The sequence below is a fragment of the Micromonospora musae genome (assembly GCF_003626635.1).
Taxonomy (GTDB): domain Bacteria; phylum Actinomycetota; class Actinomycetes; order Mycobacteriales; family Micromonosporaceae; genus Micromonospora; species Micromonospora musae.
Genome location: NZ_RAZT01000017.1, coordinates 24,587 through 38,499 on the forward strand (window position 1 = coordinate 24,587; position 13,913 = coordinate 38,499).

General features: G+C 71.4%; 16 protein-coding genes, 1 tRNA gene and 1 pseudogene. 6 read left to right on the forward strand and 12 right to left on the reverse strand.

Annotation, left to right across the window (positions count from 1 at the left end; translation table 11 throughout):
- Window positions 1-6 precede the first annotated feature (6 nt).
- The 3 genes from D7044_RS27395 to D7044_RS27405 form a co-directional block, all read right to left on the reverse strand.
- Window positions 7-657: a response regulator gene (locus tag D7044_RS27395; RefSeq protein WP_120690610.1), complete on the reverse strand. Its 651-nt coding sequence runs from the start codon at window positions 655-657 to the stop codon at window positions 7-9.
- Window positions 654-1,892: a sensor histidine kinase gene (locus D7044_RS27400; RefSeq protein WP_120690611.1), complete on the reverse strand. Its 1,239-nt coding sequence runs from the start codon at window positions 1,890-1,892 to the stop codon at window positions 654-656. The genes D7044_RS27395 and D7044_RS27400 overlap by 4 nt, the downstream gene beginning before the upstream one ends.
- Window positions 1,893-1,992: 100 nt before the next feature.
- Entirely contained in the window at window positions 1,993-2,490 is a 498-nt protein-coding gene (locus tag D7044_RS27405; RefSeq protein ID WP_120690612.1) for a hemerythrin domain-containing protein, read from the reverse strand.
- Window positions 2,491-2,620: 130 nt separating this feature from the next.
- Here D7044_RS27405 and mgrA point away from each other — a divergent pair, with 130 nt between their 5' ends.
- Together mgrA and D7044_RS27415 are read left to right on the forward strand one after the other, a co-directional pair.
- Window positions 2,621-3,616, forward strand: coding sequence for an L-glyceraldehyde 3-phosphate reductase (mgrA, locus tag D7044_RS27410; protein WP_120673214.1), 996 nt, complete (start codon window positions 2,621-2,623; stop codon window positions 3,614-3,616).
- 87 nt (window positions 3,617-3,703) lie between these two features.
- Window positions 3,704-3,826, forward strand: a complete 123-nt coding sequence (locus D7044_RS27415) for a 50S ribosomal protein L36 (protein WP_120673215.1) — start codon at window positions 3,704-3,706, stop codon at window positions 3,824-3,826.
- An 84-nt stretch (window positions 3,827-3,910) separates the two neighbouring features.
- Here D7044_RS27415 and D7044_RS27420 read toward each other — a convergent pair whose 3' ends face one another.
- From D7044_RS27420 to D7044_RS27435, 4 genes are read right to left on the reverse strand one after another with little or no spacing between them, the layout of a single operon-like run.
- Complete coding sequence (locus D7044_RS27420) at window positions 3,911-4,693, reverse strand: ABC transporter ATP-binding protein (protein WP_120690661.1); 783 nt, start codon at window positions 4,691-4,693, stop codon at window positions 3,911-3,913.
- Between the two features lie 44 nt (window positions 4,694-4,737).
- Complete coding sequence (locus tag D7044_RS27425) at window positions 4,738-5,835, reverse strand: FecCD family ABC transporter permease (protein ID WP_120690613.1); 1,098 nt, start codon at window positions 5,833-5,835, stop codon at window positions 4,738-4,740.
- Entirely contained in the window at window positions 5,832-6,620 is a 789-nt protein-coding gene (locus D7044_RS27430; RefSeq protein ID WP_120690614.1) for a class I SAM-dependent methyltransferase, read from the reverse strand. Before D7044_RS27430 ends, D7044_RS27425 begins: the two co-directional genes overlap by 4 nt.
- Window positions 6,617-7,636: an ABC transporter substrate-binding protein gene (locus D7044_RS27435; RefSeq protein WP_120690615.1), complete on the reverse strand. Its 1,020-nt coding sequence runs from the start codon at window positions 7,634-7,636 to the stop codon at window positions 6,617-6,619. Before D7044_RS27435 ends, D7044_RS27430 begins: the two co-directional genes overlap by 4 nt.
- Window positions 7,637-7,756: 120 nt before the next feature.
- On the opposite strand from D7044_RS27435, the gene D7044_RS27440 reads away from it, so the two are divergent.
- Together D7044_RS27440 and D7044_RS33135 are read left to right on the forward strand one after the other, a co-directional pair.
- Window positions 7,757-8,224, forward strand: coding sequence for a MarR family winged helix-turn-helix transcriptional regulator (locus tag D7044_RS27440; protein WP_120690616.1), 468 nt, complete (start codon window positions 7,757-7,759; stop codon window positions 8,222-8,224).
- A 44-nt stretch (window positions 8,225-8,268) separates the two neighbouring features.
- A pseudogene (locus D7044_RS33135) lies at window positions 8,269-8,385 on the forward strand (PIN domain nuclease); the annotation flags it as partial.
- A 244-nt stretch (window positions 8,386-8,629) separates the two neighbouring features.
- Here D7044_RS33135 and D7044_RS27445 read toward each other — a convergent pair.
- Window positions 8,630-9,544: an NADP-dependent oxidoreductase gene (locus D7044_RS27445; protein WP_120690617.1), complete on the reverse strand. Its 915-nt coding sequence runs from the start codon at window positions 9,542-9,544 to the stop codon at window positions 8,630-8,632.
- 105 nt (window positions 9,545-9,649) lie between these two features.
- Window positions 9,650-10,150, reverse strand: a complete 501-nt coding sequence (locus D7044_RS27450) for a nuclear transport factor 2 family protein (RefSeq protein WP_120690618.1) — start codon at window positions 10,148-10,150, stop codon at window positions 9,650-9,652.
- 143 nt (window positions 10,151-10,293) lie between these two features.
- Between D7044_RS27450 and D7044_RS27455 the strand changes: the two genes are divergently transcribed.
- Together D7044_RS27455 and D7044_RS27460 are read left to right on the forward strand one after the other, a co-directional pair.
- Complete coding sequence (locus D7044_RS27455; protein WP_147434731.1) at window positions 10,294-10,761, forward strand: MarR family winged helix-turn-helix transcriptional regulator; 468 nt, start codon at window positions 10,294-10,296, stop codon at window positions 10,759-10,761.
- A gap of 67 nt (window positions 10,762-10,828) precedes the next feature.
- Window positions 10,829-11,584: a DinB family protein gene (locus D7044_RS27460; protein WP_120690620.1), complete on the forward strand. Its 756-nt coding sequence runs from the start codon at window positions 10,829-10,831 to the stop codon at window positions 11,582-11,584.
- Between the two features lie 25 nt (window positions 11,585-11,609).
- Here the strand turns inward: D7044_RS27460 and D7044_RS27465 are convergent, their stop codons facing one another.
- The 3 genes from D7044_RS27465 to D7044_RS27475 all read right to left on the reverse strand — a co-directional run bounded on the left by D7044_RS27465 (window position 11,610) and on the right by D7044_RS27475 (window position 13,779).
- Complete coding sequence (locus D7044_RS27465; protein WP_158610038.1) at window positions 11,610-12,827, reverse strand: low temperature requirement protein A; 1,218 nt, start codon at window positions 12,825-12,827, stop codon at window positions 11,610-11,612.
- Between the two features lie 146 nt (window positions 12,828-12,973).
- Window positions 12,974-13,046: transfer RNA gene (locus D7044_RS27470), tRNA-Ala, on the reverse strand.
- Window positions 13,047-13,188: 142 nt separating this feature from the next.
- A complete protein-coding gene (locus D7044_RS27475; protein ID WP_120673899.1) occupies window positions 13,189-13,779 on the reverse strand; it encodes a YqgE/AlgH family protein in 591 nt (196 codons plus the stop codon).
- Window positions 13,780-13,913: the final 134 nt, after the last annotated feature.

Sequence of the window (13,913 nt, forward strand, 5' to 3'; positions counted from 1 at the left end):
CGACCGTCAGCCGGCCGGGGTGACGAAACCGGACTCGTACGCGGCGATGACCGCCTGGGTGCGGTCCCGCACCGCCAGCTTGGCCAGCACGTTCCCGACGTGGGTCTTCACCGTCTCCACCCCGACCACCAGATGCGCGGCGATCTCCGGGTTGGAGAGTCCGGCCGCCATCAGCCGCAGCACCTCGGCCTCCCGCTCGGTCAGCCGGGCCGCGCGCAGCCGGTCGCCGCCCGCCCGGCCGTACGCGCCGACGAGCCGCCGGATCGCCGCCGGGAAGAGCAGCGACTCGCCGGCCGCCACCACCCGCACCGCCTCCACCACCTCGACCGGGCGGGCCCGCTTCAGCAGGAAACCGCTGGCTCCGGCGCGCAGCGCGTCGTAGACGTACTCGTCGTTGGCGAAGGTGGTGACCACGAGCACCCGGGGCGGGTCGGCGGAGGCGGCCAGCAGGTGCCGGGTGGCCTGGATGCCGTCGATGCCCGGCATCCGGACGTCCATCAGGACCACGGCGGGTCGGTGCCGGGCAACCAGCGGCAGCACCTCGGCGCCGTCCGCGGCCTCGGCGAGCACCCGCAGGTCCGGTTCGGCGTCGATGATGGCCCGCAACCCGACCCGGATCAGCTCGTCGTCGTCGACGAGCAGCACGCCGATGCTCACCGCGCCTCCCGGTACGGCAGTCGCACGCCGATCCGCCAGCGGCCACCCTCCGGCCCGGCGGTGAGCCGTCCACCGAGCAGCAGCACCCGTTCCCGCATGCCGTCGAGGCCACGGCCGCCTCCGCCGTGTCCGGGGCGGCGCGGCGCGGGCAGCACCTCGTTGACCAGCTCCAGCTCCAACGCGTCCGGCCCGACGTCGAGTCGCAGCTCGACCGGCCCGCGGCCGTGGCGCGCCGCGTTGGTCAGCCCCTCCTGCACGATCCGGTACCCCTCCCGGGAGACCACCGCCGGCAGGGTGGCCGGGTCGCCGGTGCGGTGGGCGTCCACGGTCAGGCCCGCCCCGCGGCTCTCCGCCACCAGCCGGTCCAGGTCGGCGAGCGTACGCTGCGGCGCCGGTGCGGGACGACCGCGTTCGGGCTCCCGCAGCACCCCGAGCACGTGGTCGAGGTCGTCCATGGCGCTGCGACCGGCCTCCTCGATGGCGGCGAGCGCCCGGCGGACGAACTCCGGGTCGGTCTCCAGCACCGCGCGGGCCGCCCCGGCCTGGAGGGTGGCCACGGTGAGCGCGTGGCCGACGGAGTCGTGCAGCTCGCGGGCCAGCCGGTTGCGCTCGGCGAGCCGGGCCGCGCGGGCCTCCAGCGCGGCGATCCGCTCGGCCTGCGCCGGCCCGAGCAGCACCGGCGCCATCGTCGCGGCCAGCGCGCCGAGCCCGGCGACGGCGTAGCCGAGGCCGACCAGCAGCAGCACACCGGTGAGGGTGAGCCAGCCCGTGTCCCGCCCGTCGAGCGGACCGAACCGCTCATCCCGGACCAGTTCCGCGCCGACGCCGAACTGCTGGGCGATGAAGGCCAGCGACATCGGCACCGTGCTGAGCAGCGCGAAGGCCAGCAGACCGCCGACGATCAGGTGGGTGGCGATCCAGAGCGCGGCGCGCAGCCGAGTCTCCCGGTCGGTACGGTGCCCCGGCGCCGGATCGGGAAGGTCCACGCCGAGCAGCGCCCGGGCCGCCGCGATCTCCAACGCCCGGCTGCCGTTGAGCAGCAGGGGCGCCCCGGCGATCAGGACGGCGATCACGAGCAGGCCGAGCGCCAGCGGCCGGGGGATCGGCGGCCCGGTGAGGACCTGCCAGAACGCCACCACGAGCAGCACGTACGGCAGCACGAGCACGCCGCCCAGCAGCAGGAACACGCCGCGCCGCCAGGTGCTGGCCGCGACGAGCGGTGCCAGGGGCCTCATCGGCTCATTCTCGCGCCGGCGTACCCGCGGGCGACTCCCCCGCGCCGGGGATATCTAGTGCGGTGCCCACGATCGTTGGTGAAGGGTTCTGGACACCGCACTACCGGTGCTCGCGCACGTACCCCTGCGGGTCCTTGTCGTGGAAGGTCAGGTTGCGGCCGTTCTTGTGTTCGCCGTAGAAGGTCAGCCAGCGGTGACCCAGCTCGGCGCGCAGCTCGGCGCCGGCGTGCCGGCGGAAGTCGGGCAACGCCTCGTCCTCCTCCTCGGCGAGGTGTTCGCTGTTCTCCCGGCGGGCCTGCCACACCGCCGCCCACCACTGGTCGGAGCCGACCGGGTGCAGCTTGGACTCCGCGATCGCGTCCCGGATCTTGTTGTGGTCGCCGACGGCGTCGACCGTCTCGGCCTCGCCGTCGTCACCGTGGCGCACCAGGTGCGGATAGAGGATGGCCTCCTCGGCCTCGGCGTGGATGTCGAGGTGCAGGGCGAGCGCCTCCCAGATCGCGAGCAGCTCCTGCTCGTCCTTGGCGTCGTCCAGCCGGGCGAAGCCCCGCCGGAACGCGGCGTGGTCGTCCATGATCATGGCGGTGATGTCGTCCATCTGGTCCCCCGTTCTGATGCCGGCGTGGTGGTCAACTCCTCGCCGGGCGGGCGGGTGACGCCGGGTGGCCGGGCCGGGTCGCCGCCGCTCGGCGGCTCACCGGCCCCCCCCGGCAACCCGACGTAGGCTCATGATCGTGAACTATCTCGCCGCGGACGACCGCTACGACACCATGACCTACCGGAGAAGCGGCCGCAGCGGGGTGCGGCTGCCCGCCATCTCCCTCGGTCTGTGGCACAACTTCGGCCCCGATCGCCCCTACGAGCGGCAGCGCGACATCGTGCGCCGCGCGTTCGACCTCGGTGTCACCCACTTCGACCTGGCCAACAACTACGGGCCCCCGGCGGGGTCGGCCGAGGAGAACTTCGGCCGGATGCTCGCCACCGACCTGAAGCCGTACCGGGACGAGCTGATCATCTCCAGCAAGGCCGGCTACTACATGTGGCCCGGCCCGTACGGCGAGTGGGGTTCCCGTAAAAACCTGATCTCCTCGCTCGACCAGTCGCTGCGCCGGATGGGGCTGGAGTACGTCGACGTCTTCTACTCGCACCGGTTCGACCCGGACACCCCGCTGGAGGAGACGATGGGCGCGCTGGACGCCGTCGTCCGCTCCGGCAAGGCGCTCTACGTCGGCATCTCCAACTACAACTCGGAGCAGACCGCCCGGGCGGCCGCGATCCTGCGGGAGCTGGGTACGCCGCTGCTGATCAACCAGCCGTCGTACTCGATGCTCAACCGGTGGACCGAGGACGACGGCCTGCTGGACACGCTCGAGGAGGCCGGCGCGGGCGCCATCGCGTACAGCCCGCTGGCGCAGGGCCTGCTCACCGACCGCTACCTGGGCGGCATCCCCGCCGACTCCCGGGTTCGCACCAGCGTCTTCCTGAACGAGAGCGACCTCGACGAGAAGCGGATGGCGACCATCCGGGCCCTCGGTGCGATCGCGGAGCGGCGCGGCCAGTCGCTGGCCCAGCTCGCTCTCGCCTGGGCGCTGCGTGACCCGCGGATGACCAGCCTGATCATCGGGGCGAGCAGCGTGCCCCAGCTGGAGGCGAACATCGCGGCGCTGGAGAACCTCGACTTCACCGCCGAGGAGCTGGCCGAGATCGACAGCCACCTCGGCTGAGCGGCCCCGCTGGGGTGGGAATCCCAGGTCGGGCTCCGGCGTTTCGATACACGGAACCGACGAGACCCCACCCCGAGGAGGGTCGAGATGAAGGTACGTAGCTCCCTGCGCTCGCTGAAGCAGAAGCCGGGTTCGACAGTGGTCCGCCGCCACGGCCGGGTGGTCGTGGTGAACCGCACGAACCCGCAGTGGAAGGGCCGCCAGGGCTGATTCGACGCATCGGCGCCGTCGCGAGGAGCGACGGCGCCGATGCCGTATCCGGGCGACGAATTCGCCCAACCGGCCGTCAATCGCTCAGGCACGCCGGTACCGGATCCGGGGTCGACCGTCCGCGGCCGTGTCGACGTCGGTACGCACCCGGTACACCTGCTCGATCCGGCTCGTGGTCAGCACCTCCCCCGGCGTACCCGCCGCGACCACCCGGCCGGCGTGCAACAGCACCAGCCGGTCGCAGTACTGCGCGGCCAGGTTGAGGTCGTGCAGGGTCACCACGACGGTGGTGGCCGACTCGGCGAGGAACCCCAGCAGCTCCAGCTGATGCCGGATGTCCAGATGGTTCGTGGGCTCGTCGAGCAGCAGCAGGTCCGGCTCCTGCACCAGGGCGCGGGCCAGATCGACCCGCTGCCGCTCCCCGCCGGAGAGGCTGGACCAGCGGCGCTGCGCGAAGCCGGCCAGGCCGGCGTCGGCGAGCGCGCGCCGGGCCAGGTCCAGATCGGCGGCCGCAACCCCGGCCAGCGGCGGCCGGTACGGTGTCCGGCCGAGCAGGACCACCTCCAGCGCCGACATCTCCACATCGGTGGCCGCCTGTTGGGTGACCACCGCGATCCGCCGCGCCCGAGCCCGCCGGGGTAGCGCGCCCAACGCCACGTCGTCGAGCAGCACCCGCCCCGAATCGGGTCGGGCCAGCCCGGCCAGGAGCCGCAGCAGGCTCGACTTGCCGGACCCGTTCGGTCCGAGCAACCCGACCGTCGCTCCCGGCTCGGCGGTGAGCGCCACCTCGACCAGGATCCGCACCCCGGCGACGCCCCAGCCGATCCGCTCCGCGTGCAGCCGCGCGCCCCGGGCGTGGCCGTCCACACCGCTGCGGTCATCCCGTCCGCGGCCGGCGTTCTCCCCGCCGATCACGACGTGCCCGCCCGACGCCGCATGACCAGCGCGAACATCGGCACCCCGAGCAGCGCGGTGAGCACACCGACCGGCAGTTCCTGCGGCGAGAACACGGTCCGCGCCGCGGTGTCCGCCCAGATCAGGAAGATCGCACCGACCACCGCGCAGGTGGGCAGCAGCGCACGATGCCGCGAGCCGATCACGAACCGCACCGCGTGCGGCACGGTCAGCCCGACGAAGCCGATCGCCCCGCTCGCCGCCACCAGCGTCGCCGCCACCAGGGCGGTGACCCCGAAGAGCAGCAGCCGGGTACGCCCGGGCGAGAAGCCGAGCGACCGTGCGGTGTCCGCGTCGAACGCGAACGCGTCCAGCGCCGTCGCGTTGGCCCAGCAGACCAGCAGACCGACGCCGGCGACCGCAGCGCTCAGCGCCACCGCCGGCCAGGAGGCCGCGGTCAGCGAACCGAGCAGCCAGAACGTCACGCTGCGGGTGTCCTGCGTCTGCGCGTCGGAGATCACGATCAGGCTGGTCACTGCGCTGAACAGCTGCGAGACGGCCACCCCGGCGAGCACTATCCGGGTGGGCTCGCCGGCTCGCCGACCGGCCAGCAGCAGCACCGCGCCGAACGCGGCCACGCTGCCGGCGAACGCGCCGGTGGTCAGGTCGATCGGGCCGCTACCGAGCTGGATGCCGAGCACCAGCACCGCCACCGCGCCCATTGAGGCACCGGAGGAGACCCCGAGCAGGAACGGGTCGGCCAGCGGGTTACGGGTGAGCGCCTGCAGGACCGCGCCGCACACCGCCAGGCCCGCGCCGACCAGCGCGGCCAGCAGCACGCGGGGCAGCCGCAGGTCCCACACGATGCTGTCCGGCAGCGGGGGCAGCGGACGGACCGGCAGGCCCAGATGGGTACCCACGGCACGCAGCACGCTGTCCACGGGCAGATCGGCCGAGCCCACGGTCACCGCCGCGATGCTGAGCAGCAGCAGGATCACCGCGAGCGGCAGCACGTACCGCCCCGATCGCCAGGCGCCCGCCTTGGCGGACGGGCCCCGCCCGGCCCCGACCGTCGAACCTGTCGGGGCGAGCGACGAGGTGACTGACGAGGTCATCGGCGGGCGAACACCACGTAGTCGTCGAGGTACTGCCAGACCGTGCCGACCTCGGCGAAGCCGGCCGCGCGCAGGGCGGCGAGATGGAATTCCAGCGGAGCCAGGGCCTGCGGCGGCCGGTCCGCGAAGCGCTCCTCCCGCTCCTCGGCGAGTCCGGCCAGTTCCGGATGACGAAGCGCCTCGGCGTACCAGGCGGAGTAGTCGAGCGCCCCGGAGTCGAACGTCTCCCGCTGCACCCGCGCGTCGTGCCGGCGGGCGATCTCACGCAGGGTGGGCGTCGATCCGTCGTACCGGAGGTGGTCGGCGTTGAGCAGCACCCCACCGGCCGGCAGCAGCCGCGCGGCGGCGGTGTAGACGCGCAGCAGCTGCGCCGGTGACAGCCAGTGCAGCGCGGTCGAGCTGAGTACGGCGTCGACGGTCCGTCCGGCCAGCACGTTCTCCCAGCCGTCGGTCACCAGGTCCACGTCGTGTACCTCGGCCCGCGGCCCGTACCCGTCGAGCGCGCCGCGGGCGACCCGCAGCAGGATCGGGTCGTAGTCGACAGCGATCGCCGTGGCCTGCGGGAAGCCGGTCAGCACCCGGTCGGTGATCGCGCCGGGGCCGCAGGCCAGGTCCAGGATCGTCAGGTCGTCCGGGCTGTGCAGCCGCAACACGTCGAACATGGCCTCGAACCGGTGGTCGCGGTGGGCCACGTAGGCGGACTGCTGCTCGTTCCAGAGCTTCAGCAGGTGGCGGGCGGACGACTGGTCCAGCGCTGCGGTCTCGGTGCGGCCGGGCGCGGTCATCGGGCGGTCTCCCGCAGCTTCGCGCCGACCAGTTCGGCCGCCTCGACGCTGCGGATCGACGGGTCCAGCGACGAGCCGGGCACGATGACGAAGCGTCCGGCGACCACCGCGTCCAGCTTGGACGTCACCGGGTTACGACGCAGGAAGTCGATCTTCGACTGGGCGCTGTCGCCGTCGCCGCCCCGGGTCAGGTCGGCCAGCACGATCACGTCCGGGTTGCGCTTGGCGATCTCCTCCCAGTTGCCGGCGGGCCACTTCTGATCGGCATCGCCGAACGCGTTGCGGGTGCCGAGCAGCGAGCCGATCGCGTCCGGCACGCCGCCGCGCCCGGCCACGTACGGGGTGCTGGTGCCGGAGTAGTACCAGAGCAGCGAGGGGCCGGCGTTCGGCCCCGCGGTGGCGCTCGGCGTGGCCGTCGCACCGCCGCCGCGGGCCGCGTCCAACCGGCCCTGCTGCTCGCGGATCAGCTGGTCGGCGCGCTCCGGTACGCCGAAGACGGTGGCGATGTCGCGAACCTGGTCGAAGATCCCGTCGAAGGTGACGGTCTGGATCGCGTCGGCCGGGTTCTCGCAGGCGAACCCGGAGAGGTACGCCGGCACGCCGAGCTTGGCCAGGTCGGCGCGGGAACCGGCGGCGTCGGGGGCGTACGCGGACGTGTAGGTCGAGTAGACGAAGTCCGGGTTGGCCGCGCGGACCGCCTCCCGCGACGGGTAGAGCTTGGCCAACACCGGCACCTTCTCGTACGCCGGGCGCAGCGCGGGCAGCACCGGGTCGGTCTGGTAGCTGGTGCCGGCCATCCGGTCGGCGAGGCCGAGGCTGAGCATGATCTCGGTGGCGTTCTGTTCCAGCGTGACGGCGCGCTGCGGCGGCGCGCCGACGTCGACGGGGAGTCCGCAGTTGGTCAGGTGGACCGGGCCGGCCGGGTTCTTCGAAGCAGCCGGTTCGGCAGCCCCGGCTGAGCAGCCCGCGGCGGCCAGCACCGCGCAGAGGCCAGCCGTAATGAAAACGGTTTTCATGACGGATGACGGTAGCAGCAGGTCACCCGAGGCCCGGCAGGTGGGGCGAGGGCATTGACCTCAACCTCGCTTGAACTCCTACGGTCAACCCGAAGCCGACCAGCCACCAGGAGCCGCGCCATGCCGACCGACCAGATGACCGACGCCGAACTGGCAGCCCAACCCGCCGCCTACTGGACCGGAGTCGCCTACCAGTCCCTCATCGCGTTCACCCGCGCCCGGCAGGCCGAACACGGCTTCACCCAGCCCCAGTTCTGGCTGCTGCGGAACCTGTCGCCCAACGACATCTCCCCCGACGGCCAGGGCCGGACGATTCCGCAGCTGCGGGAGGCGATGGCCAGCTACATCCGACCCGAGGACGACCTGCACGCCGAGGCCGAGACGCTGCTGGAACGGGGCTGGATCAGCCGGGACAGCGAGAGCCGACTCCGGATCACGGAGGCCGGCGAGCAGGCGCGCCTGCGGCTGAAGTCCCACGCCCCGGCGATCCGGGCCCGCATCCATCACGGCATCGACGACGCCGACTACGTCACCGCGCTGAAGGTACTGCGACAGATGATCGAGAACACCTCGCAGACCGCGAACTGACGGTGGTCCTGCCAAGCCGCTGCCGCGAGCCTCCGCCGGCGCCGCATCACCGTGATCCCTTCGACCGCATGCTGGTGGCGCAAGCGATCACCGAGAGTCTGACCCTCGCCTCCCGCGACGCCTCGATAGCGCTGTACGACGTGGACGTTCTCAAGGTGTGATCGCACGACGGCGAAGAAGGCTGTGGGCCAGGTCCACCCCGAGGTATTCCACCCCGCGGCAAGCGCCGGTCCGCTGACCGGGCAGCACGGCCGGGTCATCGGAACGGCGAGCCGGGGCACGACCAGGTGCCCGTGTCCCGCGATCGTCCGCGTGGGCAGGTGCCAGGCTTCTTGGTGCCTGGTTCACCGAGACCCTCTGGCGCGGGATTCATGGGCTCCTCGACGCGCCCCATGGCATCTGCTCCTACGGCGTCAGGATGATTTTTCCGGCGGCGTGTCCGGACTCGAGCGTGCGTTGGGCGTCGGTGGCGCGTTCCAGGGGAAAGGTGGCGCCGATTCGGATGGTGAGGTCGCCGGCTTCGACCATGTGGGTCAGGGCGCGCAGGTCGTCGAGGTCGAGTCGGGCGTAGACCGTGGTGGCGCCAGGGTGTACGTCGGCGATGGTGACCGCCCGCACGTTCGGCTTCCCCACGTCGGAGGTGGCCGCGAGGGCACCCCGGCCTGCGGCGTCGAAGACCGCGTCGACGCCCTCCGGCGCGTGGCCGCGTACCCGTTCGGCCAGGCCGGGACCGTAGGCGACCGGGCTGACGCCGAGTGAGCGCAGGTAGTCGTGGTTGCCCACCGAGGCGGTGCCGATGACCGTGGCGCCGGTCGCGACGGCGATCTGGGCCGCGATGGAGCCGACCCCACCGCCGGCGGCGTGGACCAGGACGGTTTCGCCGGGCGCGACGCGGAGATGGTGAACCATGCCCTGGTACGCGGTGAGCCCGGCCAGCGGCAGCCCGGCCGCCTGCGCCCAACTGGCGTTGCTTGGCTTGCGTACGAGGGTGTGCACCGGTGCGGAGACGAGTTCCGCGTAGCTGCCGTGGTGCAGGACCGACTCGCGGAGGTAGCCGATGACCTCATCGCCCTCGGCGAACTCGGTGACACCGGGCCCGACCTGCTCTACGACGCCGGCAACATCCCAGCCGGGTACGACCGGAAAGAGGGTGTCCATCGCCTCGGCCAGGGCCCCGGCTCGGATCAGGTTGTCCGCCGGGTTGAGGCCGGCGGCTCTGACGCGGATCAGGACACTGTCCTGCTGCATCTTCGGGGGCGGTAGTTCCGCGAGTTCGAGGACGTCAGGGCCGCCGAAGCGGCGGTAGACGATAGCTTTCACAGTGATCCCTCGTGAGTACGCGGCACGGCGCACTGAGCGGCCGTGCGGATGACGTTGTGGCCGGCCCGCACCCAACCCTCGGGTGCGGGCCGGCTGTGGGCGAGGTCAGGCGCCCGGGATGGCGAACGGCAGGTCGTTGCGGACCCGGTGGTGCGTGATCTTCCATTCGCCGTCGATCTTGCGAAGGTCGGTCTCGTAGTAGCCGCTCTCGGTCACCTGCACGGTGCCCTGAACGCCACGCGCGCCCTCGGGCCAGCCGCCGGCCGGCCGCTCGTCTGCCCGGGTCTCGAAGACCACGAACTGGGCGCTGAAGTGGGCGGTGTCACCGTTGACGTCGATGATGTGATCGGCGGTGACGTGGTGGCTGGTTCCGCGCGGAGGGTGCGGGGCCATGAAGTTCTCCACCGCATACTTGACAGCGGCCGGGCCCTTGAGTGGTTCCCCGTTGGGCTCCCAGTTGAACTCCCGGCTGTCCGGGTAGACCTTGTTGTAGATCTCCGTCGTCGAGTCCTCGGCGAAGAGTGCGGCCTGGGCCGCGCCGTCCCGCCGGTCGGTCGCCCGGACGTATCGGGCGAATACCTCGGCGACCTTGCGCTCGTCGCTCATCGTGGAGTCCTTTCGTCATGCCCTGGTGGAGGGGGAAGCTCCGCCCGAACAGTACTTGAGACTCTCATGCAATTTCCTGGAGTGTGGCCGGAATCTCTGAGACTCTCAAGTATGTTGGGAAGGAGGTGACCTACGATGAATCGGTGCGACCGACCCACCCCTACACCGGTGAACGCCTCGAAGGAGACCTGGCGCGAGGAATCTTCCCCGAGGTCCGGTTTGCCATGCTGCAGTTCGTCGGCGAATATCTGCTCGACTTCGAGCGAGCCGCCCAGGCGGCCGGGATGAGCCTGGCTCAGGTACGGGTGCTGGGGTTCGCCGCGGTGAAGCCGTCCTCCATGCGGGAGATCGCCGAGCAGTTCGGCTGCGACCCCTCCAACCTGACCGCCAAGGTCGATCGGCTGGTCGAGCTGGGTTACGTCGAGCGTCGCGCCGACGACAAGGACGGGCGGGTCAAGGTGGTCGCGGCGACTCCGGCCGGCGTGCAGGCCTCCGCCGACCTCTGCCGCAGCCGCGAATGGCTGGCCTCGGTCCTCACCGGCCTCGACGATGACGAGATCGGCACGGTTAGGACCGCCCTGGGGCTGCTGCTTCGCGAGCGCGACCACTAGGGCTGACAGAACCCTCACGCTGCGCTACCCGTTGACGCGGGCGGGACGAATTCGGGAAGCTGTCTCGATGCCTGCTGCGTACGCCCAGAGTGACCAGTTCCGTGGTGCCCGCATCCACCTGAGCGATCTTGCCGGCCTTGAGATTCGCGATTGCGAGGTCAGCGGCCTGAAGATCGTGGACTGCTACGGCAGCGACGTCTACCTCGCCGGCGCCTTCGAGCGGATCGTCGTCAACGACGTCGATGTGACCGCCTACGTCGAGGCCGAGCTCGACCGGCAGCATCCCACCCGGGTGTTGGCGCGTGACGCCGCGTCCGCCGTCGACTACCGGGCCGCTTGGGATGCCATCGAGACGCAATGGGAGGCGACGCTCGACCGCGCCAGGCTCCTGCCCGAGGCCAAGCTGCACGAGCAGGTCAACGGCGAGTGGTCGTTCGTCGAGACCCAACGACACCTGCTGATGGCCGCCGATGCCTGGCTCGGTAATGCCGTGCTCGAGGAGGATGCGCCGTACCACCCGTTGGGCCTTCCACACGGCGGGATGCCCTCCGACGCGGCGGCGAAGCTCGGGCTCACCCTCGAAGCCAGCCCGACGCTCGACGAGGTACTCGCACCGCGGTTCGCTCGCATGGCCACGATGCGGCGTGCCGTCGACGGGCTCACCGAGGCCGAGCTCGATCGGGTGTGTGGTCGCAAGCCGGCGGACCCGTATCCGGACCGGGAGTACGTCGTGCGCCGCTGCCTCAAGGTGGTGCTCAAGGAAGAGGCCGAGCATCACCGTTACGCGGTACGCGACCTCGCCGTGCTCGAGACCGGTGCCTGAACCGGATGGATGCGGACCGCATCTGCTAGGCGGACGGGGAGGGGGCCTCCGGTGGGCGGCCGGCGGCGCGTCGCGCGTCCGCAACGGCGACCCCGAGCAGCACGGCCGCTGCGGCGAGGGCGGCCAGCAGCGGCGGGCCGAAGAACAGCGGCGGCGCCAGCAGGACCAGAACGCCGATGCCGACGAGCCGACGCACGGCGAGCCGGTCGAAGACGACCCGTTCCAACCGACTGCGACCGAACAGGAAGAGCGCCGGCCCGCCGAGGATGACCACGAGCCAGGCCGGCAGGGAGGGCCCCCCGGGATGCGCCAACACGATTTCCGAGCCGGCCGCGGTCAAGGTGATGCCGAGCACCATGAGCAGATGGGCCACGCCGACGATCCCGCCGGCAGCTGCCCGGTTCGACGACATCTCGACGGCCTCGGCCAGCACCTGGCCCGCGCGATAGAAGTAGATCCGCCACATCAGCACGGAGGACAGGAACGTGACCACCAGGGCCGACTTTGCGGCGAACGTGGCGGGGTGATTGGCGTAGGTGAGGCCTATGGACAGCACCGTCTCGCCGAGCGCGATCAACAACAGTTGCTGGTAGCGCTCGGGGAGGTGTCGACTGCTGGCCATCGCCCACGCGCTGGTAGGCGGTCGGCCCATACCGGGCAGGGGCCATCTGAACCGTGCCACGACCAGGTCCACGGTAATGGCGATCGCCCACAGGGCGATCCGGTGGTTTCCGTGCATCGCCGCCCCGGCGAGCCAGATGACGCCGGAGATGCCGGCCCAGATGGCCAGGCGGGTGTAGAGAGCGCGCACGTTCTCGTGCTCCCGTAACAACGGGCGGAGCACCAGGGGGCGTCCGACGTGCAGCACAACGTACACGATCGCGAAGGTGGCACCGCGTTGCTCGAACTCGTACAGGGACGTCGCCATGATCAGCAGGCCGAACGCGCTGACCAGGACCAGCAGCTGAATCCAGCGGTTGCGGTAGTCGAACCGGCTGGTGACGTACGCCGTGGTCGTCCACAGCCACAGCAACGGCAGGGCCAGAACGAACGTGTACAGCAGCGACAACCAGCGCACGCTCACGTTGTCGGAGAGAAGGTCCGGCCCCATCCGGCTGACGACCCCGACCAGGGCGAAGACCAGCACCAGGTCGAAGAACAGCTCCAGGAAGCTGGCCTGCTGCGCGTCCTCCGCGCCGCGCAGGATGCCCCCGGCCGCCGCCGGCTTCCATGGTCGCCCCATCCGACCATGGTCGCGTGATGAATGTCCTTTACGCGCAGATTCCGCCCGCTCCATGGACATGAGCGGCGCTCCTGCTTGGCTACCTCCGAGGTCTGCAACGACGAAGGGCGTCCGTCTTGTCAGACGAACGCCCTGATCGCGAAGGGTGGAGCCGAGGGGACTCGAACCCCTGACCCCCACACTGCCAGTGTGGTGCGCTACCAGCTGCGCCACGGCCCCTTGCTGTTGTCCCGGTCGCCCGGGCACTGGCGAAACTATACACATGGCGGCCGCCGGGGTCATCTCGCGGGGTCCCCGTCCGCGCCGACCGGCGGGGCGGCCCGAAGGCCGGGCCCGACCACCTGACGATCGGCCCCGCAGGTCAGTTGAGCGCCACGTCCGGCGGAAAGTGGGCCACCGCGGCCATCATTCCGCCCTGGCGGCGCAGCACCATCGGCCACAGGTCGTCGGGACGGTCGACGAAGGCGTCGCCGGGCAGCGCGTCGAGCACGAACCAGGACCCCTCCTCGATCTCCTGCTCCAACTGCCCCGCGCCCCAGCCCGAGTAGCCGGCGAAGACCCGGATCCCGCCGATGTTCTCCCGCAGCCGCTCCGGGTCGACCGAGAGGTCGATCGTGCCGACCGCGCCGGAGATCTGGTGGAAGCCCTTGACCCGCTTGATGGGGTGGCGCATCCGGGCCAGGCAGATCGCGCTGTCGGGCTGCACCGGGCCGCCCTCGAAGAGCACGGCCGGGTGGCGGGCCAGGTCGCTCCAGTCGCCGAGCACGTCGGCGACCGGCACCTCGGTGGCCCGGTTGAGCACCACACCGAGCGCGCCGCCCGGCTCGTGCGCAACCAGAAGCACCACCGTACGGTCGAAGTTCGGGTCCTTCAGCGCCGGAGTCGCGACCAGCAGCCGCCCGGTCATCGACTCCATCGCCCGCCCGCCGATCGCCTGGCCCTCTCCGTGCATCTCACACACCCGTCACCTGCGCGCCGCAGCACAGGAATCGTCGCCATTAGCGCCGGTCGGCACCCGCGCTGTCAACGCCATGCCTGGCACCATAGCTTGCGGTAGGGGTGGTCGCTAAGGTCTGAGCGGCGGTG